Origin of the sequence: Mycolicibacterium iranicum, from assembly GCF_002101705.1 — a bacterium.
In the GTDB taxonomy this organism is placed as follows: Bacteria; Actinomycetota; Actinomycetes; order Mycobacteriales; family Mycobacteriaceae; genus Mycobacterium; species Mycobacterium iranicum.
The window spans coordinates 49016-72062 of sequence record NZ_LQPC01000039.1; the positions used below are offsets into that span (position 1 = coordinate 49016).

Annotated in this window: 25 protein-coding genes and 1 pseudogene; 15 read left to right on the top strand and 11 right to left on the bottom strand. The window is 66.9% G+C overall.

Going from position 1 to position 23047, the window contains the following annotated elements; genetic code table 11:
* Positions 1-9: 9 nt before the first annotated feature.
* Genes AWC12_RS19100 through AWC12_RS19110 form a run of 4 tightly spaced genes read right to left on the bottom strand, consistent with a single transcriptional unit; the run spans position 10 to position 3711 of the window.
* Entirely contained in the window at positions 10-1296 is a 1287-nt protein-coding gene (locus AWC12_RS19100; protein ID WP_024444169.1) for a hypothetical protein, read from the bottom strand.
* Positions 1293-1712 (bottom strand): hypothetical protein, encoded by a 420-nt coding sequence (locus tag AWC12_RS19105; RefSeq protein WP_085176321.1) that lies wholly within the window; start codon positions 1710-1712, stop codon positions 1293-1295. The genes AWC12_RS19100 and AWC12_RS19105 overlap by 4 nt, the downstream gene beginning before the upstream one ends.
* Positions 1709-1858 carry a hypothetical protein gene (locus AWC12_RS31135; RefSeq protein WP_165762830.1) on the bottom strand — a complete coding sequence of 50 codons (150 nt, stop codon included), beginning with the start codon at positions 1856-1858 and terminating at the stop codon, positions 1709-1711. The genes AWC12_RS19105 and AWC12_RS31135 overlap by 4 nt, the downstream gene beginning before the upstream one ends.
* The gene (locus tag AWC12_RS19110; protein ID WP_085176322.1) at positions 1855-3711 is read right to left on the bottom strand and encodes a hypothetical protein; all 1857 of its coding nucleotides are present in this window, start codon (positions 3709-3711) and stop codon (positions 1855-1857) included. The genes AWC12_RS31135 and AWC12_RS19110 overlap by 4 nt, the downstream gene beginning before the upstream one ends.
* Before the next feature lie 131 nt (positions 3712-3842).
* Here AWC12_RS19110 and AWC12_RS19115 point away from each other — a divergent pair, with 131 nt between their 5' ends.
* Entirely contained in the window at positions 3843-6311 is a 2469-nt protein-coding gene (locus AWC12_RS19115; protein WP_133057357.1) for a hypothetical protein, read from the top strand.
* Positions 6312-6313: 2 nt separating this feature from the next.
* Here AWC12_RS19115 and AWC12_RS19120 read toward each other — a convergent pair whose 3' ends face one another.
* Complete coding sequence (locus AWC12_RS19120; protein ID WP_024444165.1) at positions 6314-7696, bottom strand: acyl-CoA dehydrogenase family protein; 1383 nt, start codon at positions 7694-7696, stop codon at positions 6314-6316.
* 83 nt (positions 7697-7779) lie between these two features.
* Here AWC12_RS19120 and AWC12_RS19125 point away from each other — a divergent pair, with 83 nt between their 5' ends.
* Positions 7780-8301, top strand: a complete 522-nt coding sequence (locus tag AWC12_RS19125) for a cysteine peptidase family C39 domain-containing protein (RefSeq protein WP_085176387.1) — start codon at positions 7780-7782, stop codon at positions 8299-8301.
* A gap of 8 nt (positions 8302-8309) precedes the next feature.
* On the opposite strand, the gene AWC12_RS19130 is transcribed toward AWC12_RS19125, so the two are convergent.
* Complete coding sequence (locus tag AWC12_RS19130; protein ID WP_024444163.1) at positions 8310-8606, bottom strand: DUF222 domain-containing protein; 297 nt, start codon at positions 8604-8606, stop codon at positions 8310-8312.
* Between the two features lie 47 nt (positions 8607-8653).
* Between AWC12_RS19130 and AWC12_RS19135 the strand changes: the two genes are divergently transcribed.
* The 4 genes from AWC12_RS19135 (at position 8654) to AWC12_RS19150 (ending at position 12306) form a co-directional block, all read left to right on the top strand.
* Entirely contained in the window at positions 8654-9109 is a 456-nt protein-coding gene (locus AWC12_RS19135) for a PPOX class F420-dependent oxidoreductase (RefSeq protein WP_085176326.1), read from the top strand.
* Between the two features lie 185 nt (positions 9110-9294).
* Entirely contained in the window at positions 9295-10530 is a 1236-nt protein-coding gene (locus AWC12_RS19140) for an MMP alpha-(1->4)-mannosyltransferase (protein ID WP_085176328.1), read from the top strand.
* Complete coding sequence (locus AWC12_RS19145; protein WP_085176330.1) at positions 10524-11249, top strand: class I SAM-dependent methyltransferase; 726 nt, start codon at positions 10524-10526, stop codon at positions 11247-11249. Before AWC12_RS19140 ends, AWC12_RS19145 begins: the two co-directional genes overlap by 7 nt.
* On the top strand, positions 11242-12306 hold the full coding sequence (locus AWC12_RS19150) for an MMP endo-(1,4)-3-O-methyl-alpha-D-mannosidase (protein ID WP_085176332.1): 1065 nt from the start codon (positions 11242-11244) through the stop codon (positions 12304-12306). Before AWC12_RS19145 ends, AWC12_RS19150 begins: the two co-directional genes overlap by 8 nt.
* Here the strand turns inward: AWC12_RS19150 and AWC12_RS19155 are convergent.
* Positions 12303-12971 (bottom strand): class I SAM-dependent methyltransferase, encoded by a 669-nt coding sequence (locus tag AWC12_RS19155; RefSeq protein WP_085176334.1) that lies wholly within the window; start codon positions 12969-12971, stop codon positions 12303-12305. The genes AWC12_RS19150 and AWC12_RS19155 overlap by 4 nt on opposite strands.
* A 74-nt stretch (positions 12972-13045) precedes the next feature.
* On the opposite strand from AWC12_RS19155, the gene AWC12_RS19160 reads away from it, so the two are divergent.
* A complete protein-coding gene (locus AWC12_RS19160) occupies positions 13046-13615 on the top strand; it encodes a TetR/AcrR family transcriptional regulator (protein WP_085176336.1) in 570 nt (189 codons plus the stop codon).
* An 11-nt stretch (positions 13616-13626) separates the two neighbouring features.
* Here AWC12_RS19160 and AWC12_RS19165 read toward each other — a convergent pair whose 3' ends face one another.
* Positions 13627-14223: a TetR/AcrR family transcriptional regulator gene (locus AWC12_RS19165; RefSeq protein WP_085176338.1), complete on the bottom strand. Its 597-nt coding sequence runs from the start codon at positions 14221-14223 to the stop codon at positions 13627-13629.
* Positions 14224-14279: 56 nt separating this feature from the next.
* Between AWC12_RS19165 and AWC12_RS19170 the strand changes: the two genes are divergently transcribed.
* The gene (locus AWC12_RS19170; protein WP_085176340.1) at positions 14280-15626 is read left to right on the top strand and encodes a cytochrome P450; all 1347 of its coding nucleotides are present in this window, start codon (positions 14280-14282) and stop codon (positions 15624-15626) included.
* Here AWC12_RS19170 and msrA read toward each other — a convergent pair.
* Positions 15623-16135 carry a peptide-methionine (S)-S-oxide reductase MsrA gene (gene msrA / locus AWC12_RS19175; protein ID WP_024444154.1) on the bottom strand — a complete coding sequence of 171 codons (513 nt, stop codon included), beginning with the start codon at positions 16133-16135 and terminating at the stop codon, positions 15623-15625. The genes AWC12_RS19170 and msrA overlap by 4 nt on opposite strands.
* Positions 16132-16608 (bottom strand): peptide-methionine (R)-S-oxide reductase MsrB, encoded by a 477-nt coding sequence (msrB, locus tag AWC12_RS19180; RefSeq protein WP_024444153.1) that lies wholly within the window; start codon positions 16606-16608, stop codon positions 16132-16134. The genes msrA and msrB overlap by 4 nt, the downstream gene beginning before the upstream one ends.
* A 69-nt stretch (positions 16609-16677) precedes the next feature.
* Between msrB and AWC12_RS19185 the strand changes: the two genes are divergently transcribed.
* The 7 genes from AWC12_RS19185 (at position 16678) to AWC12_RS19215 (ending at position 22068) form a co-directional block, all read left to right on the top strand.
* Positions 16678-17088, top strand: a complete 411-nt coding sequence (locus AWC12_RS19185) for a hypothetical protein (RefSeq protein WP_085176342.1) — start codon at positions 16678-16680, stop codon at positions 17086-17088.
* 44 nt (positions 17089-17132) lie between these two features.
* A complete protein-coding gene (locus AWC12_RS19190; RefSeq protein ID WP_085176344.1) occupies positions 17133-17639 on the top strand; it encodes a nuclear transport factor 2 family protein in 507 nt (168 codons plus the stop codon).
* Positions 17636-18679, top strand: coding sequence for an NAD-dependent epimerase/dehydratase family protein (locus tag AWC12_RS19195; RefSeq protein WP_085176346.1), 1044 nt, complete (start codon positions 17636-17638; stop codon positions 18677-18679). The genes AWC12_RS19190 and AWC12_RS19195 overlap by 4 nt, the downstream gene beginning before the upstream one ends.
* Before the next feature lie 64 nt (positions 18680-18743).
* A complete protein-coding gene (locus AWC12_RS19200; protein WP_085176348.1) occupies positions 18744-20126 on the top strand; it encodes an NAD(P)/FAD-dependent oxidoreductase in 1383 nt (460 codons plus the stop codon).
* 21 nt (positions 20127-20147) lie between these two features.
* Entirely contained in the window at positions 20148-20522 is a 375-nt protein-coding gene (locus tag AWC12_RS19205) for a DUF427 domain-containing protein (RefSeq protein ID WP_085176350.1), read from the top strand.
* A gap of 9 nt (positions 20523-20531) precedes the next feature.
* Positions 20532-21443, top strand: coding sequence for a DNA-3-methyladenine glycosylase family protein (locus AWC12_RS19210; protein ID WP_085176352.1), 912 nt, complete (start codon positions 20532-20534; stop codon positions 21441-21443).
* A 79-nt stretch (positions 21444-21522) separates the two neighbouring features.
* The gene (locus tag AWC12_RS19215; RefSeq protein ID WP_024444146.1) at positions 21523-22068 is read left to right on the top strand and encodes a Dps family protein; all 546 of its coding nucleotides are present in this window, start codon (positions 21523-21525) and stop codon (positions 22066-22068) included.
* A gap of 61 nt (positions 22069-22129) precedes the next feature.
* On the opposite strand, the pseudogene AWC12_RS19220 reads toward AWC12_RS19215, so the two are convergent.
* A pseudogene (locus tag AWC12_RS19220) lies at positions 22130-22932 on the bottom strand (PaaI family thioesterase).
* Between the last annotated feature and the right edge of the window lie 115 nt (positions 22933-23047).

Below are 23047 nucleotides of genomic sequence, written 5' to 3' on the forward strand. Positions count from 1 at the left end.
AATTCTAGATCAGCCGCCGAAAAGCAGGTACAAACCTGTGAACGTGTAGCCCACCATCACCAGCATCATCGCCAGCTGACCGGTGAGCTGATGACGCTGCGGCAACACCGCCAGGGCGCGGTCGTGGGCGGCTATCACCCCGGCCACGTGGCCGACGACCACGAAGCCCACCTTGAGTGTCGCCAGCACCGCGGGATGCATCGAAAGTACGTACACCACTTCGGCATCGGCCATCCCGAACAGCCGGTGCACCGTCTGCTGGCCCCGCTCCACCAGATAGGTCAGGTAGTGGGCGAACACATATCCCAGCACGATCGGGATCAGCGAATGAGCAAGCAGCCCAGGCAGTTTGCGCCGCGTGCCGGCATCGACACCTCCGGTGGCGCGCGCCGCGAGGCTGAACGTCACGCCGACGACGGTCACGAAAAGCAGCAACCCCGCGGTCCGCAATGCGCTCGCGGCGAATGCCGTATCGGTCACCTCGTCGACGAAGCTGCGCATCTTCGGCAGCGCCGAGAAACTGTCGAACGCCGTGGATCCCAACAGCACCGACAGGACAGCGACGATGCCGGGTCGCACCGGCAACGTCAGCAGGTTGTCGAACGGATTGCCGAAGGCGATCCGGCCGTCTGCGTTGCGGCGCAAGGGCGAGAACCGGGATGCTACAACGCCGTAGACCTCGAACGGGTCGGCACGCGCACACCACCGGGTGCCGCACCAGAAGGCGCCGGCCAGCGTCACGGCGAGGTAGATGAGCAGCCACGTCCGGATCGCCCCGAGCGACCCGGGGTCGGGACTCGCCAACTCCAGCCACACGAACGCGAACAACCCGGCTGCGGCCGGCCAGTAGCCGAGCGCATCGGGATACCTGCCACCGAACGTCGGGCCGCCGAGGAACCGGCGCAGCGCCCGCACCGGCGAGAGCACCCGCCACACCGGGCCGATGGCCACCGAGAGCGCTACCAGACCGACCCACATCAGTACGTAAAACACGCCAGGAAGCGGATTTTCGGCGTTCTGGGGACCGAAGAACGACGCCACGGCGACCCAGGCGGTGAAAAGGAGCGCCGCCGCGGCCAGTGCCCAGCGCGTCGCCGGGGCGTCGACGGCGCGGGTCACCCACCCGGGAAGTGGCCGGCCGGGTCGCGCCGCGTCGAACCGTGGTTTACGCCATGCCAGCGCGACGACAGCGAAGGTGAACGTCAACGCCCAGGCAGCGCCGATCAGCGCGTAGGTGAACGGAATTGGGAGATCTGCCGATCCACCGAGACCGTGGGCGAGGATCTGAGAGGTCACTGCACCTGGACGGTGGCGATGGTGGTGCCCAACTCGTGCAGTTCGATATCGACGCGGCCCGGGACGCCGACACTGAACTGGAACGACTGAGCCGGACCGATGGCCACGGGGAAGGTGTGCTCGGGGGAGGAGTGCACATGCAGCTCGTCGGTGGCATCGCTGTCGACGCGGATCACGATCTGCTCATCGAGGCCTGCCTGCAGCTGCTCGTTGGTGGGGGTGACCTTGCCGCCCTTGATCGTGACGTCGACGACCAGCCGCTCAGGCGCATGCTGGGTGTCGGTCATCTCGGTGGGATTCACCGTCGCTGTATTGGATTGTGTCGGGGTGTCAGCTGTTTCGGTGGTGCTCCCGCAGCCCGCGAGTAGTAGCGCCGTAGCGGAGATGGCCAGGAATTTCTGTGCAGTCGTTGTCACTGTTCCCTGTCTTGATCGGGCTTGCGCCGGTTCTTTGCAGCGATGTACACGATCACCCCGGCCACGACGATGGCCGGCGCGAACGCTGGCACCGCGAGCCAGATCGGGTGGTCGGCGAGGACGACCACCTCTGGCCTCGCGTTCATGATTGGGCGGACGGCTGGTACTCGGCCTCGCTGCCGCTGGATTCGCTGTTGTTGATCCGTCCACCGCCCCAGGTGATTCCGGCAATCATCGCAAGCGTGCAGACCAGCACCACCAGGCATCCGATGAGCCACAGCGACGCGGGGATGTCCGGGCTGCGCTCGCGCTGAAGAATCGTGATCTCGGAGACGAACGGCCGCGTGAACTGCGCCTCGGCCGGCACCTCCTGCGCACCGATGCCGGGGTCACCCGCAAGGTAGATCGGGACCGCCGTGAGCATGCGTCCATCGTGGACGCGCAGCAGTGTCTTCCACGTTCCCGACACCGGCATCGGCTCGGTCGAGACGTAGTGGCCGGGACCGACCTTCTCCAGCGGGTCGACGAATTGACCCGTCTGGTTGGCCAGCCCGCCCTGCCAGCCCAGCACGGCCACCCAGTTCGGATTGTCGCTGATGAGGGTCGGCGGGTTGAACCGTACGTCGGCGGTGACGTAGCGGCCCTCGCCGGGCCCCTGGGCCTCGGTGAGCGTGACCGACGCGGTCGCGTCCTGCGGCGTGTTGTAGCGCAGGCCGTTGGCTGCCGCGATGCCGATGACGAGCACGGTCAACGCGACCAGTCCGGCACCGAGCTTGCGTCCCGGGATGCGCTGGCCGGTGATCACCATGCCCGCCATTGCCCCGCAGGTGCCCACCAGCACGGCGACCGGAATCGCCATCGCGAGTGCCTCGGGCCAGATGCTCGTCGGCCAGGCGAGCGGGTAGACGGCGTTGATCCACAGCGACTCGAGCCAAAGCCCGACGGTGGCGATGCCGAGACCGGAGACCGCGCCGAACACGATGGGCCGCTTGAACAGTGGCGTCAGCGCCACCAGTTCCACGACCAGTGCGGCGCCGAGATAGAGCGGAAACCAGTTGACCGGTGCGTCGAGCACAGGTGCCACCAGGAATGCCACGATGCCGCGCAGCCCGATGGCGATGACCGCCGCGATCAGGGCGGCGCCCCGGCCCAGGAAGATCCGCGCCATCACCAACGCCAGGGCTGCGGCCGCAGCGATCAGCATGGGCTGGAAGACCTGCCGGAACTGCGGAACGCCGAAGTCGAACTCGATCTGGTACACCGAGGCGCCGATCAGCACGCCCGCGAAGGCGAGGTAGAGAACAAACTTCAGGCCGATGCCGTCGCGCGGAATATCAGGCGCGACCGAGCGCTTGCCCTCGTACTCCAGGTAGGCCGCCGCCAGCGTCGAGAAGCCCGCTCCGCCGATCATCATCAGGTGGGTAGGCCCCCACAGCGTGACGTCCTGGCCGAAGATGCGGTGCCAGATGTCGTCGAGCGGGAAGCCGAGGAGGGCGTACATACCGCAACCGGCCATCACGATGCCGCCGACCGGCGCGTACCAGTCGTCGGTGATGCGGACCGCGGCCGGACCCGGCCGGTTCTCTGCGCCCAGCGGCAGCACCATCGCGGTGCAGCCGGCCACGAAGATGCCGAACAAACCGATCAGGATGAAGTAGTGGGCCGGGTTGGCCAGCGCGCCGTCGTCGCGACCGTTGCCGATGTGCAGGCTGACGTCCCAGATGAAGCCGAACAGCGCACAGATGATCGACGACGTGAACAGCGCGACCGGCAGAGCGACCCAGGACGGCCGTTTGAACCGGCGCCCCGTCCAGTCGGCAAGGCTGGTCAGCCACGTGATCTTGTGGTTGCGGTGCATCCACCCGATCCACAACAAGATCGCCGCGACGATCCCGCCCGCCACCGTCAGCGCGATGATCTCGTGAATCGCGGTGCCGCCGCCTTCGCTCCCGCCCGACTGCTGAGCCAGCACCGATACCGCCAGCTGAGATTGCTCCATTGCCGCCCCTTGCTTTCGCGTGGCCGAACCTACTGGGCGGTAATGTTGCCAGAACAGACCCAGGTGAAACCAGGGGTACCGGGTTTTGTTGAACGCCTCCGAAATGTGATCAACAGCGTCAATATGACTGCATGTCCGGGGGGAAGACCGTCATTGAGCTGCGCGTACACGGGGTCTCCGGTACGCCGCCAGAAGCGATGCTGGGATGTCCGAAAGAGTTTCTCGAACAAGTTGCCGGCGATGACGACGCCGGGTTCTTCCGAAGGCCCGACTGGGTGGATCGGGCCGCGATGCCGCCGGACGAGAAGAAATGGTGGCGCCGGATGGAGGCGTACTCCTGGGGTGGGTTGACGTCCCGTAAGGCGACCCGCGCGGTGTGGCTGCTCTTCCTGCCCTTCAGCCTCATCAACCTTGCGCACTGGATGCTGCCGATCGCCGCGCGGCCTCGCGCGGCCGGCTGGGCCGTCAGACTTCTGAGGTTGCTCGCCCTGTCGTTCACCTTGACCTTGCTCGCGGCGATGGCCGCAGCCGTCCTCGACATCATCGTCTGGCAGTGCACGAGCATCGACTACTGCAACGCCGGGTGGGGACCGCTGGCGCTGCTGTCGTCATGGCCAATGGGAGTCCGGCTTGCGATCGGCGCCGTTCCCCTGGTGATGGTGATCGTGGCGTTGTGGCGGCTCGGGCGGGAGGAGGCAACAATCCCCCCGGATCCGGTGCTGACCGGAGCCGCGGTCCAGGGTCCCGATCGCGTACTGCTCGACAACACCGCTTCACCACCTGAAGCAGTTGTCAGTGAGAAGGATCCCTCGCCGCTGACGAAGTCCACGTTCTGGAATCGCGACGATTCGGTGGGGTGCATGCGCGCATGCCATGTCACCGCGTGGACGGCAAGTCTCGGCGCGTTGGTGCTCGCGGCGCCGGTGAGCGACAGCCGCGGAGAATCGGCAGACACGGTCGACTGCGCACTTCTCATTGTGAATCTTGTGCTGCTGGCGCTGTCGGTGCTGGCGACAGCGTCGACCACCATGACGGGGCGGGGAGGCACGTGTGCGTCGGCGCGGATTCGCCGTGGTCTGCACGTGATGCGCTGGTGGGCCCTGGTAGTTCTCGCGATGTCCTTGGTGTGGGTTGCGGCGTCGTACCGACCGCCGAAGCAGGAACCGCCGTCGTTCCTTCCTGGCCTTCAATCCTTTGTCAGTTGGCTGACCGCCGCACAGGCGCTGATGTTGCTCCTGGTGCTGGTCTGCCTTATCTGGTCGAAGGCCCGTCTGGGCGCAACAGACGGTTACGAGCCGACGCTCAAGGGCTACACGGCGTGGTTCGTGGCGCTGTTGGGCTGGCTCATCGGCATAGGTTTCAGCGCGGCGGTCGGTCTCTGGACGGCCCAAACCTTCGGCACCTGGGTCTCTTCCGTCGAAGAGGCGACAGCGATGAAGACGAATCGGCAGGCGGAGTTGAACGGGGCGGACGTCGCGGACAGCGTGCGTGCCGTCAGTGCACCGGCACCCCTGATAGTGCCGCCGGTGTATGTATGGACTGCGGTAGCCGCCCTCGTGGTCGTAGTCGTCGCATTCGTGGCCGCATTCTGCGTGTATCGGCGAGCGCTCGGTCAACGCGCCGTCGACCGCACGGACAAGCTGGCTTCGTCGGGCCGAGACATCGAGACCAACGCCGCTGCAGCGGTGCTCAAGAAGATCCGACGAAGCCGACAACTTGCCACGTTGACCGACCGTGGAATCAATCTCGCCGCCTTGCTGGCCCTGGTTGCGGCCGCGCTCGGGCTTGCCGCCATCGTGCTGCTGTATCTGGTAACTGCGCCCGCGGTCAACACGTTTGTGCGAGATCGCTTGGGAGGCATATCTGTAACCGCCACCGTGGCAATCATTTCGGGCTTCGTGGGTCTGGTCGTGCTGGCCGCTCGCAATAGGAACACGCGACGCACCGTGGCGATCCTGTGGGATGTCATCACATTTTGGCCCCGCGCCAACCACCCGCTCACCCCACCGTCCTACGGCGGCAGGACAGTCTTCGACTTGCGACTCCGGATGCGGGTGCTCAGGGAGTCGGAGGAATCGGCCGAGGTCATTCTGGTGGCGCACAGCCAGGGCACCGTCATCGCGGCGGCGACAATGATGCAGGCCACCGAGTCTTGGGAACGCTATCCTCTCTTGACTTTCGGCTCCCCGTTGCGGCGCCTCTACGCGCGCAACTTCCCGGCGTACTTCAACAGCTGCGCACTGGAAAACATCAGGAAGTCACCCGAGGAGCGGACTCCGCGGTGGATGAACCTGTGGGCGTTGACCGATCCGATCGGCAGCTGGGTCTTCGATCAGTCAACCGTGTATCTCGGGGGCGATCCGGAGCCCAAACCGATGGTCGACATGATCGCCGACGTGGATTGCCGCATTTTCGATGTGATGCAGTTGGTTCCGCGAGCAGGTCTTTATGATGTGTCGAGTACTGCTGCCATATGCGGACATTCGGGCTTCTGGAATCGCGGCGAATACATCAAGGCAGTATGCGCGTTGCAGACGCTCGTGGTCGGCGAAGAAGGTGTGCTCGACATGACCTCCATGGCGAGATCCGATCAAATGTAGCCTTACTTCCGCGGTGGACGAAGAACTTTCATCGCCATCTGCATGATCGGGGACGGAATGCGGTCCTTCATCGTCAGCGCCGAGGCGCCCACCTGCGTCCGTATCGGGGTACCGCGGCCGAAAGTGCGGTTGAGCGGACCCCCGCTCGGTTCCAGATCGACGTGCAATGGCGGTCTGCCGTCGGCGGCGCCGAGTGCGTTGGAGATGACCATTCGCTGAATCTCGCTGGTGCCCTCGAAGATGGTGTACAGCTTGGCATCTCGATACCACTTCTCCACGGGGTGGTCTTTGACGTACCCGTAGCCGCCCATGGTCTGGATGGCGCGCTCGGTGGCCTTCACGGCGAGCTCGCTGGCCGCCAGCTTCGACATCGACCCCTCGCCCCGTTCGAACGGCACGCCCGTGGCAGCCATCCAGGACGCCCGCCAGGTGAGCAGCCGCGCGGCATCCAGGGCTGTGGCGATATCGGCGAGCGGGAACGCGATGCCCTGGTTGTCGATGATCGGCGCCCCGAACGCCTCACGCCGGTTGGCGTACTCCGTCACGTACTCCAAGGCGGCCCTGGTGATCCCGAGCGCCTGCGCGGCAACCATCGGCCGGGTCTGCTCGAACGTACCCAGCGTCGCAGAGCCCGAGTGCTTTCCGCCCTCGACCGCTTCGCGAGCGCGAGCCAACTTGTGGTCGAGCTTCTCCTGTCCGCCCAGAAGGTGATCGCCCGGCACCCGGACGGAGTTGAACTTCAACTCCGCGGTGTGGGAGGCGCGGCAGCCGAGCTTGTCCAGCTTTCGCACCATGTCGAGACCAGGTGTGCCGCCGGGCACGATGAACAGGGCCTGCCCCTTGTGTCCGAGCTCCTGATCGACGACGGCATTGACGACGTGGACATTGGCGATACCGCCGTTGCCGATCCACATCTTGTGGCCGTCGATGATCCAGTCATCACCGTCGCGGCGGGCAGTGGTTCGCAGATTTCGGACGTCACTGCCGCCCTCGGGCTCCGAGATCGCCAGCGCCGCCAGCTTGAGATCGCCCGGCGTGCCGAAACACTCCGGCGCCCACTGCAGCATCTGCTCCGGAGATGCGGCCTGGCCGATCGCCGACAGCGCGAGAGCGGGCATGACCACAGCGAGCCCGATGCCTGCACACCCCCAGAACAGCTCTTCCATGAACATCGGCAGCGACAGGCCAGTCGGGTCGCCGATGAGATCGCGATAGAACAGCGGGCTGTAGAAGCCTCTCGTGGCCGCCTCCTCCAATACCGGCCACGGGAACTCCTGGCGCTGGTCGTAGTCGGCGGCGACGGGCCGGACGACCTGTTCGGCGAACTCGTGCGCGCGCCGTGCGAGGTCGTGCTGGGCAGCTGTGGGGGTGATGTCGAAGGTCATGAAGAACTCCCGGTTTGAGTGCACACCTGTTCACTGGTACCCAGTTCGCCACGGCGGGAATCGGCCAGTTCTACCGTGGTGGGATGCGGATCTCACGGCTTCGCCAACGGGACGGCACGACATGTGGGCCGGCCGTCGCCGTCATGGCGGCCGCGCTCCTGCACCCCGGCTTTCGGCCCGTGCTCGCAGGTCAGGGCCGGTTCTCGGACGAGCAGGTACGGGTGCATGCGTCGATCAACCTGCTGTGGCCTCGTCGGTTGGGGACGACGCCGCCGGCGATGTCGCGGGCGATCACGGTTCTCTCCCGAGGCTCCCGCTACCGGTGGCGGCTGTGGTGGGGCAGGCGCGACGGGCTGGCCGACGTGCTCGATGCGCTCGACGCGGGGCGGCCGGTGGCGATGCTCGTCGGCCGCGTGATTCCGAGACACTGGGTGCTGCTCGTCGGCGTCGCGGGCGAGATGCTCGAGTGCTACGAGCCGTCGTCCGGAGAGTTCCGCGTGGTCGACCTCGACGCCGTGCGGTTCGGGCGTCTGAAGAATGTGGGCTATCCGCGCCCCTTCGCGTTCGTGTTGCCCAGGTTCTCGACCCGTTCGGCGACGGCCTGATCGCCCATCTACCCGGCGCTGGCCTCGGCGATCCGACGTTGCGCCTCGCCGACCGAGATGCGTAGGCGCCGGGCGAGCACATCGGCCCACGGTGCCCCGGCGAACTCGACGGGCGGAGGAGCGGCAACCATCTGACCGAGTAGTCGCTTCTGCAGTACGGACAGCTGCTTCGTCACGGCGTCCAGCCGCACCAAGAGTGCACGCTGATCGGCAGGTTGCAGCGACTGAAACGGGAGGGCGGCCAGCGCCCGGTGTGCGCGGTCTACGGCGTCGAGCGCGGACATCACTTCTTTCTTCGAACTCATGTTCGACAGAGTATGGGCGGGGTCCGACACGTCGATACGCTGGCGACATGGCCAGAAAACTCGCCACAGCCGATACCGTCACGCTGTCCGAACTCCTCGACTTCGTCCGGCCTCGGCACCGGATGGTGCTCACCACATTCCGCTCGGACGGGTCTCTGCAGAGCTCACCGGTCAGCGGCGGCGTCGACGCGCAGGGGCGGATCGTCGTCGCGAGCTACCCCCAACGCGCCAAGTCTGCGAACATCCGCCGCAGGCCTCGCGCGAGCGTTGTCGTGTTGTCCGACGAGTTCGACGGTCCCTATGTGCAGATCGACGGGCCCGCGGAAGTTGTCGAGCTTCCCGAGGCGGTCGAACCGCTCGTCGATTACTTCCGGTCCATCGCAGGTGAGCATCCGGACTGGGACGAGTATCGGCGGGCGATGCGGGACCAAGGGAAGTGCCTGATCAGGCTCAGTCCGCAGCGGTGGGGCCCGGTCGCGACGGGAGGCTTTCCGCCCTCGTAACGGGGCCACGGCCGGGAGGCTGAACAGGACGCCCCGCGTCGTCTGTGATAGTCAGAGCTAGCAGACACATTGCGTCAGCTAGCACGTCAAACTATAGTCTGGACACATGTCCAGGAGGGTTCGGATTTCTTGCTGCACACAATTCGGCCAGCTCAGGGCCGCTCTCCGGGATCTGTGAGCTGAGTATGCGCATCGCCTTGCTGTCGTATCGAAGCAAGACCCACTGCGGTGGCCAGGGGGTCTACGTTCGGCATCTGAGCCGCGGACTCGTCGAGCTTGGTCACGACGTCGAGGTCTTCTCCGGTCCGCCCTACCCCGAGATTCTGGATCCCCGGGTGCGTCTGACGGAGGTGCCCAGTCTCGACCTCTACCGAGAGCCGGACCCCTTCCGCATCCCGCGGCCGAGCGAGATCAAGACGAGCATCGATCTCGAAGAACTGCTGACCACCTGGACGGCGGGCTTCCCCGAGCCGAAGACGTTCAGCATGCGCGCCGCGCGGCTGCTCGCCGCTCGCCGCGACGAGTTCGACGTCGTGCACGACAACCAGTGCCTGGGCACGGGCCTGCTGGAGATCGCGGCGTCGGGCATGCCCGTGGTGGCCACCGTGCATCATCCGATCACCAGGGACCGGGTGCTCGAGGTGGCCGCGGCCAAGTGGTGGCGCAAACCGCTGGTGCGCCGTTGGTACGGGTTTGCTGAGATGCAGAAGGAAGTCGCGCGCCAGATTCCCGAACTGGTGACCGTATCGTCCACCTCGGCGGCGGACATCGCCGATGATTTCGCCGTCAACCCCGACCAGCTGCACGTCGTGCCCCTGGGTGTGGACACCGAGTTGTTCCAGCCTTCCGAGCAGCGGGTGCGCAACCGCATCATCGCGATCGCCAGCGCCGATGTACCACTCAAGGGTGTGAGCCACCTGCTGCACGCCGTCGCGCGCCTGCGCGTCGAGCGTGATCTGGAACTGCAGCTCGTGGCGAAGCTCGAACCCAACGGGCCGACAGAGAAACTGATCGCCGAGCTCGGGATCTCCGACATCGTGCACAGCTCGAGCGGGCTGTCCGACTCGGAGCTGGCCGAGCTGCTGTCGTCGGCCGAAGTCGCCTGCATCCCTTCGCTGTACGAAGGTTTCTCGCTGCCCGCGGTGGAAGCGATGGCCAGCGGCACGCCGATCGTGGCGAGCCGGGCCGGTGCGCTGCCCGAGGTCGTCGGAGCCGACGGTGAGTGTGCCCGGCTGGTCAAACCGGCCGACGTGGCCGAGCTGACCGCGGTGCTCGGCGAACTGCTGGATTCCCCAAGGGAATTGCGCAGACTCGGTGACAACGGCAGGCGCCGCGCACTCGAGGTGTTCAGTTGGGAATCTGTAGCCGCGCAGACCGTCGCGGTGTACGAGAGGGCCTGTGAGAGGGTCGCGACATGCTGACCGTGGACTATGACCTGCTCGGCGTCGGCGCCGGGACGAAGGTGATCGACGTCGGATGCGGCGCCGGACGCCATACCTTCGAGGCATTCCGGCGGGGCGCCGACGTCATCGGATTCGACCAGAATGTCTCGGATCTCAACGATGTCGATGAGATCCTGCAGGCGATGAAGGAACAGGGTGAGGCGCCCGCGTCGGCCAAGGGTGAGGCCGTCAAAGGCGACGCCCTCGACCTCCCGTACGCCGACGGCACGTTCGACTGCGTCATCGCCTCGGAGATTCTGGAGCACATTCCCGCCGACGAGAAGGCCATCTCCGAGCTCGTCCGTGTTCTCAAACCTGGTGGCGCGCTGGCGATCACCGTGCCCCGGTGGCTGCCCGAGAAGATCTGCTGGGTGCTCTCCGACGAGTATCACGCCAACGAGGGTGGCCATATCCGCATCTACCGGGCCGATGAACTGCGCGACAAGGTGCTGGCGCACGGCTTGACCCTGACGCACACCCACCACGCCCACGCCCTGCACTCGCCGTTCTGGTGGCTCAAATGTGCTGTGGGAACGGAGAAGAACAACCACCCGGCGGTGACCGCCTACCACAAGCTGCTGGTGTGGGACATGATGAGTCGGCCGTGGCTGACGCGCACCGCAGAAGCTGCGCTCAACCCGCTGATCGGCAAGAGCGTCGCGCTCTACTTCAGAAAGCCGCCCACTGCTGATGCATGACATTCCCGGCGTGCCGGGCGTGTTCACGCCGGCGCAATGCCGGCAGACAGCCGAATCCATTGCCGCGACCCAGGAGTCCAGCGGCGCGATTCCGTGGTCGGTGGGCGGACATACGGATCCGTGGGACCACGTCGAGAGTGCCATGGCGCTGACCGCGGCGGGTTTCATCGAACCGGCCCGCGCCGCGTTCGAGTGGTCGCGCACGACGCAGCGCCCGGACGGTACCTGGCCGATCCAGCTGCGGGACGGCGTCGTCGAGGACGCCAACAGTGACACCAATTTCTGCGCCTACATCGCAACCGGCGTCTGGCACCATGTCCTCGTCACCGGCGACCGCGGCTTCGCGCTGACCATGTGGCCGGTGGTGGCCAAGGCGATCGACTTCGTTCTCGAATTGCAGTCCAGCACAGGCGAAATCGCATGGGCGCGCGGTGCGGGTGGGGACGCCGACGAGGCGCTGCTGACGGGGTGCGCGAGCATCCACCACAGCATCCGGTGCGCACTCGCGCTGGCCGACTACGTCGACGACCCCCGGCCCGAATGGGAGGTCGCGGTAGGCAGGCTCGGACACGCGATCGCCCACCACCCCGATGCGTTCGTCACCAAGGACCGGTGGGCGATGGAGTGGTACTACCCGATTCTGGGCGGCGCACTGCGCGGGTCCAGGGCGCACGCACGCATCGACGAGCGCTGGGACGATTTCGTGGTTCCCGGCCTGGGGATTCGGTGCGTGGACGACCGCCCGTGGGTCACCGGAGCCGAAACCTGTGAATTGGTCATGGCTTTGGAGGCGCTGGGGCAGCGGTCACGGGCCCACGAACAGTTCGCGGCCATGCACCACCTTCGCGAGGAAGACGGGTCCTACTGGACCGGCCTGGTCTACGACGACGGCAAGCGCTGGCCCGTCGAGCGCACCACGTGGACGGGCGGAGCAGTCATCCTGGCCGCCGATGCCCTGTCGGGAACCACTCCGGGAAGTGGCATCTTCCGAGGGTCGGAGCTGCCGAGAGGCCTTGAGGGCGAATACGATTGCGAGTGCGCGACCAGCGACCGCTAGAGCTCTCCCGCCGCACCCGACACGCGCTCCAAGACCCGCATCGAGCCGGTCGCCAGAACTTCGCGGAATGCGCCGGTGTCCAGTGCGCGCCGGTAGATCAGGAACGGAGCCTGGCCTCCGTCGGCCGGGTCGGGGAAGACGTCGTGGATGATCAGCGCGCCACCGACGTCGACCCACCGGGCCCAGCCGTCGAAGTCGCGGTTGGCGGCCTCCTCGGTGTGGCCACCGTCGATGAACAAGAGCCGCAACGGAGTTCGCCAACCGCGAGCCACCACGGGCGAGCGTCCGACGATGGCGACGACGTGGTCGTCGAGCGCGGCGGCGTCCAAGGTGTGGCGCAGCGTGGGCAGCGTGTCGAACAACCCCGTCACCGCGTCGACCATCGACGAATCGTGGTACTCCCACCCGGGCTGATGCTCTTCGGAACCGTGGTGGTGGTCGACGGTGTAGACCAGGCCGCCGGTCTGCTGCGCGGCGGCTCCGAGCATCACCGTGGACTTGCCGCAGTAGGTGCCGATCTCGACGCCCACACCGTCGCCCAGATAGCGCACAGCGGTGTTGTAGAGCGTGCGCCCTTCGTCGGCGGGCATGAAGCCGGTGACTCGCTCGGCCAGCTCGAACAGGGCCGCTGCCGCGGGCGGAAGGGCAGTCTGGGTGTCGTCCATCGCGCCCAACTTACCGTTGCTGAGCCGCTGGCGACCCTAGTGGTTCCCGAATAGGTGTAGTAGCGTCCGGACATGTGTCCGATCCGACGCTGGAGTCGACTCGGCGCCGCCTGACGGCCCGACAGGCCGACACCGTGGACCGGCTCGGCCGCGCCGCGCTCGAACTGCTCAGACGCGACGGTTTCGCCGGCCTGACGGTGCGACGGGTGGCCGCGGAGGCCGGCGTCGGAGCCGCGACCGCCTACACGTACTTCTCGTCGAAAGAGCACCTCGTCGCCGAGGTTTTCTGGCGGCGGTTGACGTCCTCGCCGTGTGTTGAGCATGCGTCGGCCGATCAGGCGACCCGGGTCACCGAGGTACTTGCGCACATCTCGCTGCTGGTCGCCGACGAACCCGAATTCGCGGGCGCGGTGACCACCGCCCTGCTGGGTAAGGATCCTGACGTGGAGGTGCTTCGTCAGCGCATCGGACGCGACATCCGTGACCGGCTCTCCACGGCGCTCGGTCCCGACACCGACCCCGGAGTCATCGACGCCCTGGAGATGCTCTATTCGGGAGCCCTGGTGCGCGCCGGCATGGGGTACGCGTCGTATCAGGAGATCGCCGCGAAGCTGGAGAGGTCCGCCCGGCTGATACTCGGTTGAGTCGTCCCGGCTCAGCGCGGCCCGAGCAGCGCCGTCGCTGCAGTGGCCGCCGGCTCGGCGATGCCGCGGATGTCACGGCCGTCTTCGACGAAAAGTGCTGTCAATTCCCGTAAGCCACCGAGCAGGATCAGGGCGATGGGCGGGGTGATCGGGCCGAGCCCGGCGCGGCGGAAGCCCTCGCCGCTGGTCAACGCCACGAGCATGTCGGTGAGGTCCTGCATCACCCGCCGGTGCAGTGGGCGAGCCACCGCACCCAGCGCCGGTGCCTCGCGGATCCAGCACAGCGTGATCGCCGGCCGGGCGCTGATGTGGTCGACGTAGGCGCCCACCGCCTGGCGGATCTGAGATCTCCAGTCGCCGTCGGCGTCGACGGTGGCGTTGATGCTCGCGATCAGGTCGGCGTTGTTCCTGCGCAGCAGCTCGATCAGGCATTCCTCCTTGCTGGCGAACTGCTCGTAGAACGTGCGCTTGGACGTCTTTGCGTGCCGCACGACATCGGCGACGGTGGTCTCGCGGTAACCGCGGTCGGCGATGGAGGCGGCAAGGCCGTCGAGCAACCGATCGGCCGTTGAGGAAGGCCGTGCGGCCGCTGCCTCGATCGTCGTCACTGGAACCACCTCCAACCCCTTGCGTCCTGCTGGTACCAACCGGTACCGTACCCGACATGACAGCGGTACACGGAAGTACCAAGCAACGCCCCAGCGCATCGGCAGTGCCGTCCGAGGTTCGGCTACCACCCGCGCCGCGCATCCCGCGCGTGCTGCAGGCGGTCGGGTTCTCGGTGTCGCGGAAGTGGACCGTGCGCCAGATCGCGCGGCGTCACGGCGACATTTTCGCGATGAAGCTTCCCGTCTTCGGTCCGACGATCATGGTGACCGACCCGGCACTGGCCAAGCAGTTGTTCATGGCCAACACCGACGACGTCGGCAACATCCAGCCCAACCTGTCCCGAGTGCTGGGCTCAGGTTCGGTGTTCGCGCTCGACGGAACCGACCACCGCCGCCGGCGCAAGCTCCTGACGCCGCCGTTCCACGGCAAGAGCATCAAGAACTACGAGCGGATCTTCGAAGAGGAGACCCTGCGGGAGATGGCGGGCTGGCCCGAGGGGCGACCGTTCGAGACTCTCGAACCGATGATGCGGATCACGCTGAACTCCATCCTGCGCGCGGTGTTCGGCGCCGACGGCGCACATCTGGACGAGTTGCGGCGGATCATCCCGCCCTGGGTCACGCTCGGGTCGCGACTGGCGGTGCTGCCCACCCCACGGCGCACCTATGGTCGGTTCAGCCCGTGGGGCCGCCTGGCGACCTATCGGCGCCACTACGACGACGTCATCGGCCGGCTGATCGACTCCGTCGCGTCCGATCCCGAGTTCGAGAGCCGGGACGACGTCCTTGCGCTGCTCCTGCGCAGCACCTACGAGGACGGCTCCACGATGTCGCGTCAGGACATCGGCGACGAACTCCTCACGCTTCTGGCCGCGGGCCACGAGACCACCGGGGCGACGCTGGGCTGGGCATTCGAGCGGATCAGCCGTCATCCCGAGGTGCTGGCCGAGCTGGTGGCAGAGGCCGACACCGACGACAACGAATACCGGCAGGCCACCATCCTGGAGATCCAGCGGGCGCGCACCGTCATCGATTTCGCGGGCCGCCACGTCTACGCGCCGACGTTCGAACTCGGCGATTGGGTTATTCCGCAGGGCTATTCGATCGTCGTCGCGATCAACGAGGTGCATCAGCGAGTGGCTGAGTACGCCGATCCGGAGCGTTTCGACCCGCAGCGCTTCGTGGGGCAACGCCCGACGAACTTCTCGCACATCCCGTTCGGCGGCGGTACCCGGCGCTGCGTCGGCGCCGCGTTCGCCAACGTCGAAATGGATGTGGTGCTGCGGACGGTGTTGCGGCACATGACAATCGAGACGACCGCCGCGCCGGGGGAGAAGATGCACTCACGCGGAGTGGCCTACACCCCCGCCGACGGCGGTCGCGTCATCATGCACCGGCGCTAGCTGACTTCACTCCGTCTCGGGAGCTTCCAGCCCGCGCGGGGGAAGTGGCAGGTGTACCCGTTCGGGTAGCGCTCCAGGTAATCCTGGTGCTCCGGCTCGGCCTCCCAGAAGTCCGGTGCCGGGCTGACTTCGGTGACGACCTTGCCGGGCCACAGCCCTGAGGCATCCACGTCGGCGATGGTGTCCAGCGCCACCTGGCGCTGATCGTCGTCGACGTAGAAGATCTCCGACCGGTAGCTTGTCCCGACGTCGTTGCCCTGCCGGTTCTTCGTCGTCGGGTCGTGGATCTGGAAGAAGAATTCCAGCAGCGTGCGATAGTCCGTCTGCGCCGGGTCGTAGGTGATCTCGATCGCCTCGGCGTGGCCGGGATGGTTGCGATAGGTGGGGTGATCGTTCTGGCCGCCGGTGTAGCCCACCCGGGTGGATACCACCCCGGGCTGCTTGCGGATCAGATCCTGCATGCCCCAGAAGCATCCGCCTGCCAGCACTGCTCGCTTGTAGTCGCTCACGCTTGCTCCTTCTCGGTGGCTTTCTCAGAAGCACTGAACAATCCACGGTACTGCCCGTAACCCTCGGCCTCGAGGTCGTCGAGGTGGATGAAGCGCAACGCCGCGGAGTTGATGCAGTAACGCAGACCGCCCCGATCGCGCGGGCCGTCCTTGAAGACATGGCCCAGGTGGCTGTCCCCGGCCGACGATCGCACCTCGGTGCGGATCATCAGATGCGAGAAATCGCGCTTCTCGATGACATTCGCGGAGTCGATCGGGCGGGTGAAGCTCGGCCACCCCGATCCGCTCTCGAACTTGTCGACCGAGGCGAACAACGGCTCGCCCGAGACGACGTCGACATAGATGCCCGGCTCGTGATTGTCCCAATATTCGCCGGTGAAGGGCCGCTCGGTGCCGTTCTCCTGAGTGACGTGGTACTGCTCGGGAGACAGCGCGTTCACAGCGGCGGGATTCTTGTTGTATTCGCGTGTCATAGCGCCCATATAACCCCGTGGGCAGCGCGTTTAATCCCTCGCGCGGCGCTGCGTAGGTAGGCTTCGGGCATGCGGGCCTGCGTCGCTGTCGTTGCTGTCGTTGCGCTTTCGATGGGGGCGACTCCGGCCGCCGCGCAGCCGCCCGCACCGGTCCCGATTCCCGAAACTCCGGCGGGGACGCCCGTCACCATGTTCGTCGACGACCCCGCAATCGTGAACGCGTACCCGACCCGACCCCAAGCGTGGAGCAGGCTTCCGGGTGACCGCTCGGTGCGCCTGCACTTCACCATCGGCACCCCGGACTGCTACGGCGTCACCGTGGCCACCTCGGAGACCGAGGACCACGTCGTCGTCGATCTGAAAACGGGCACGCTGCCCACCGCCGTCGACCGGGCCTGCATCATGATCGCGCTGTCGGGCGGACTGGATGTGCCGCTGCACTACCCGCTCAGCGACCGGCCGGTGCTCAGCGCGACCTGAACCATGCTCGACAAGCTCGGGTAGAACGTGTTCTATTTTGAGCTGTGACGGGCAATACATTCACTCGTGAGGAGCTGGCCGAGGCGTTCGCCGAATTCGAGAGGACGGTCGACCGGGCGGCCCGCACGCGCGACTGGGACCCCTGGGTTGACCAGTACAGCGACGACATTCTCTACATCGAGCACGCCGCTGGGACGATGCGCGGCCGCGACGAGGTGCGGCCCTGGATCTGGCAGACCATGGAGACGTTCCCCGGCAGCTACATGACGTCATTCCCGTCGTTGTGGAGCGTGATCGACGAGAGTACGGGCCGCATCATCTGCGAGCTCGACAACCCGATGCGCGATCCCGGCGACGGCACCATTATCAGCGCCACCAACATCTCGATCGTCACCTACGCCGGCGACGGGAAGTGGAAGCAGCAGGAGGACATCTACAACCCCTTGCGGTTCGTCTCGGCGACGGTGAAGTGGTGCAAGAAGGCCGAGGAGCTGGGCACGCTGCCCGACGAGGCGGCGCAGTGGATGGCCAAGTACGGGCCCCGCAAGTGACGGAATCGTCTCCCGACGCTTCGCTCGCCCCGGTCTTAGTCATCGGCGCCAACGGCTACCTCGGCAGCCACGTCACGCGTCAGCTGGTCGCCGACGGTCACGACGTGCGGGTGATGGTGCGCGAGGGCGCCAACACCATCGGCATCGACGATCTGGCGGTGACGCGGTACGTCGGCGACATCTGGAACAACGATGTGCTCCGGGCGGCGATGACCGGCTGCGCCGTCGTCTACTACTGCGTCGTCGACACCCGCGGATGGCTGCGCGACCCGGCGCCGCTGTTCCGCACCAACGTCGAGGGCACCCGCAACGTGCTCGACATCGCCGTCGAGCCCGAGGTGGCCGCCGGGCTGAAGAAGTTCGTGTTCACCAGCAGCTACGTCACCGTCGGTCGCAAACGCGGTCGAGTGGCCACCGAGGGCGACGTCATCGTCGATCGCGGGCTGACACCGTACGTCCGTTCGCGTGTGCAGGCCGAGAACCTGGTCCTGGAGTACGCACGCGAGCGGGGATTGCCCGCCGTCGCGATGTGCGTCTCGACCACCTACGGCGGCCGCGACTGGGGCCGCACCCCGCACGGGGCGATCATCGCGGGCGCCGCATTCGGCAAGCTGCCGTTCGTGATGGGCGGCATCGAGCTCGAAGCCGTCGGGATCGACGACGCGGCGCGTGCGCTGATCCTGGCCGCCGAGAAGGGCAGGCCAGGAGAGCGGTACCTGATCTCGGAACGGATGATCTCCAACGCCGACGTGGTGCGAATCGCCGCCGACGCCGCGGGAGTCCCGGCGCCGACGAAGAAGATCCCGCTCCCGCTGGCCTACGCGATGGCCGCGCTGGGCAGCGCCAAGGCGAAACTCACGGGCACCGACGAACGCCTGTCGTTGGGCTCGCTGCGCCTGATGCGGGCCGAGGCGCCCGTCGATTGTGAAAAAGCCAAACGCGAACTCGGTTGGCAGCCAAGACCTGTCGAAGAATCCATCCGCGAAGCCGCCAAGTTCTGGGTGAGCCTGCGCGACGCCAAGCGGGCTGCCAAGAGCTAGCGTCAGGCGGCCGTCAGGGTGCACCTCGGCACCGACACCTCCTCACAGCTGAGACAATCGCATCGTGCTCACTCGATCGCCCGTCAACGGCCACGTTTCCCACTGGTTCGACGGACTGCCGATCAGCCGGGGCCCGCTGCCCGGCAGCCGTGACGCCGACGTGTGCATCGTCGGCGCCGGCTACACCGGACTGTGGACCGCGTACTACCTCAAGCGTGCCGATCCGTCGCTGCGCATCGTGGTGCTCGAAGCACGCTTCGCCGGATACGGTGCCTCCGGCCGCAACGGGGGGTGGCTGTCCGGCCTCGTTCCCGGCGACCGTGAGCGCATGGCACGCCAGTACAGCCGTGACGGCGTGGTCGCCTGGCAGCGTGCGCTCAACGAGGCCGTCGACGAAGTGATCGACGTGGCCGCCCGCGAAGGTATCGACGCCGGAATCGTCAAGGGCGGGACGCTGGAGGTCGCCCGCAACGCCGCACAGGCCAAGCGGCTCGCCGCGGCGATGCAGGCCGAGCGCAACTGGCACGTCGACGGCGTCGAATGGCTCACCAAAGACGCCGCCGCGCAACGCATTCAACTCGACGGTGTGGTCGCCGCCTACCACAATCCGCACTGCGCCCGCATCCAGCCGGCCCGCCTGGCCCGTGGCCTCGCCGACGCCGTCGACCGACTGGGCGTCGTCATCTACGAGAGAACCCCCGTCACCGAGATCGCGGCGGGCGGGGCGCGGACACCGTGGGGCACCGTGAGCGCGCCCGTCGTGCTTCGGGCCACCGAGGGTTTCACCGCGGCGCTGCCCGGCCTCAAACGTCGATGGCTGCCGATGAACAGCTCGATGATCGCCACGGATCCCGTCCCCGTGGAGGTGTGGGACCGTATCGGCTGGGAGGGTCGGGAAACGCTGGGGGACACCGCACACGGCTTCTTCTATGCCCAACGCACCGTCGACGACCGCATCGCGATCGGCGGGCGCAGCGTCCCCTACCGCTACGGCTCACGCATCGACCGCGACGGGCGGGTTCCCGACCGCACCATCAAAAACCTCACCGCCACCCTGCACAGCGTCCTGCCGCAGGTGTCCGGCATACCTGTCGCGCACGGCTGGTGCGGGGTGCTCGCCGTGCCGCGCGACTGGGAGGCGACCGTCGACTTCGACCAGGCCACCGGGCTCGGCTGGGCGGGCGGATACGTCGGGCACGGCGTGACCGCGACCAACCTCGCGGGACGCACCCTGACCGACCTGGTGCTCAAACGCGACTCCGACCTGACCCGGTTGCCCTGGGTGGGGCACGAATCCAAGACCTGGGAGCCGGAACCGCTGCGCTGGATCGGCGTCCGCGGAATGTACCTGGCCTACAAGGCCGCGGACTGGCACGAGGCGCGCGGGACGAAACGAACGTCGCCGATAGCCGTCATCGCCGACAAGATCGCGGGACGTCCGCACTGACGTCCGGCGTTCAATGGTGAGATGACCAATCGACAAGTCCTTGAGCCCACGCCGTCGCACCCCATCACCGTGCTCCCGACCGGCAGTCACGTCGTCGTGCGTGTGAACGGTCAGATCGTTGCCGAAACCGACGCCGCACTGACGTTGCAGGAGTCCAGTTATCCTGCGGTGCAGTACGTTCCGCTCGCCGACGTAACCGCTGACCTGCTCCGTCCCAGCGACACCGAGACGTACTGCCCGTACAAGGGTGACGCGACTTACTTCGACGTCGTCGTCGACGGCGTCACCGTCTCCGACGCGATCTGGACGTATCGTCAGCCGTACCCGGCCGTCGCACAGATCGCGGGTCACGTCGCCTTCTATCCGGACAAGGCCGATGTCGTCGTGGGCACCTAGGCTGACCTGATGCGCAGCACGGCCAGCGTCGAGTTCGCGGGGCCGGCGAGCCCGGCGTGGACGTTGTCGCCACTACGCCGGGGCCGGGCCGACCCGTGCTATCACGACGCCGCCGACGGCGCGATCTGGCGGACCAGCCTGATGCGCAGCGGGCCCGTCACCGCGCGCATCACCCGCAGCGCAGTCGGCACCGTCGGCTGCGAAGCCTGGGGTCCCGGCGCCGTGGAGTTCGCCGAGACGCTGCCCGCCCAGCTCGGCGCGGACGACGACGCCACGGGGTTCGCCCCTGAGGAGCCGACCGTGGCGGCCGCCCACCGCAGGGCTCCCCACCTGCGGCTGGGGCGGACCGGCCGGGTGCTCGAGGCGTTGGTGCCCGCGATTCTGGAGCAACGTGTCGTCGGCAAGGACGCCCGCCGCGCGTGGCGCAAGCTCGTCACCAAGTACGGCGCTCCCGCCCCGGGCCCGGCACCCACCGAGCTGAGGGTCTTCCCCACGGCTGACGCCTGGCGGCGCATCCCGTCATGGGAGTTCCATCTCGCCAACGTCGACCCCGGGCGGGCACGAACGATCGTCGGGTGCGTCCAGCGAGCAGAATCCCTGGAGCGCCTGGTCGACAGGCCCCCGGAGTCGGCGCGTGCGGCGCTGATGACGCTTCCCGGGATCGGGATCTGGACTGCGGCAGAGGTCGCCCAGCGGGCGTTCGGCGACGCCGACGCGTTGTCGGTCGGCGACTATCACCTCGCCAAGATGGTGGGCTGGACGCTGCTGGGGCATCCGATCGACGACCCGGCGATGGTGGAGCTGCTCGAACCGCTGCGGCCCCATCGGTATCGAGCCGTGAGGTTGCTGGAAGTCACTGGGAGAATGGTGAATCCGCGCTTCGGACCAAGGCTTTCCATACCTAATTTGGCCGATCTGTGACCTCGACGTCACGGGTGATTACCTGCCGACACACCCGGGTACACGTCGCGGGACAGTCGACCGTGCGAAGGAGCAAGCAATGACTGCGTTCACAGTTCCCGGCCTTTCCGACACGCAGGGAGCCGAAGTTGCCGAGCTGCTGCAGAAGGCGCTCAGCAGGTACAACGATCTCCATCTGACGCTTAAGCATGTGCACTGGAATGTTGTGGGTCCCAACTTCATCGGCGTGCACGAGATGATCGACCCCCAGGTCGATCTTGTGCGCGGATATGCCGACGAGGTCGCCGAGCGCATCGCCGCGCTCGGCAAGTCTCCGATGGGCACTCCTGGTGCGATCATCAGCGACCGCACCTGGGATGACTACTCGGTCAATCGCGACACCGTGCAGGCCCACCTGGCCGCGCTCGATCTGGTGTACACGGGTGTCATCGAAGACACCCGTAAGAGCATCGAGCGCCTCGAGGAGCTGGACCTGGTTTCGCAGGACATGCTGATCGGGCATGCCGGCGAGCTGGAGAAGTTCCAGTGGTTCGTCCGCGCCCACCTGGAGAACTCCGGCGGCGAGCTCGTCAACGAGGGTGCGACGTCGGAAAAAGCCGCCGCCAAGAAGGCCAAGGAGTCCTGACGGACTGCCGCCGGGGAACGCGTCGTGCCTCACCGGGTGGTCGGCGCGCTCTCCGGCGGTTCTATCGGTAGGCAGTCACGCGGGCGAGCAGCGCGACGCGCCCGTCGGCGCCGACGGCTTCTGCTTCGGCGACCCCGCTACTGCGGCCGGCATGGATTGACTTCGCCCGGTAGTGGGCGTCCGCGCCGCCATGGAACGGTCGCAAGAAATTCACCCGTAGCGACGCCGTGTTGTAGGGCTCGACCGCGGTGTCCGTGTTGAGGGCCGCCGAGCCCACCAACTCCAGTCCCATGGACGACACCCCACCGTGGACGGTGCCGACCAGGTTGTTCAGCACCGCATCGTCGCGCTGAACCAAAACCGCACCAGCACCGCCTGTTTCACCGACTTCCACCGCCATCAACTGGTCAAGCCGCGTGCCGGGCAATGAGCCCCCCGGCTCCTCCGGCCACGGCGCCAGCGAGTCGGGCACGACGATGTAGAACGAGCGCACGGTCGCGGTGGCCAGGACCTCGCCGCCGATACTCAACTCGCACAGCCCCAGGGCAGCCTGACCCTTGCGGCCGAGCGGACGCGCAATGCCCCGAATCGGTTCACTCGCCGCCGAGGCGACCGCCTCGGCAGCGCCGGGCGCCACCTCCAGGGACAGTTCGCTGGATACAGTCCATTCTTGAGGCCCCCTGCGGGCATGGTTGATCAGCCCACCGATGTGGTCGACGAGCATGGCCAGGGGGCCACCGTCGGGTGTCCGGTCAGTGGATTGAGCAGTCCGGCGGAAGGGATGGTCGCGACGCAACCGTCGAGCCCTTCCTCGACGGTCTCGATTCCGAAGCGGCCCAGCGGCGTATTCAACGGGTACGGCACCCCTGCAGCCTGCCATGAAGGCGCTGCGGGTGCGGCACGCGGACCCGGCATGGACAAGCAAAACGACTGCGCCACAGAGCTTTACACAGGCGACACCGGTACGGTACGTCCGACC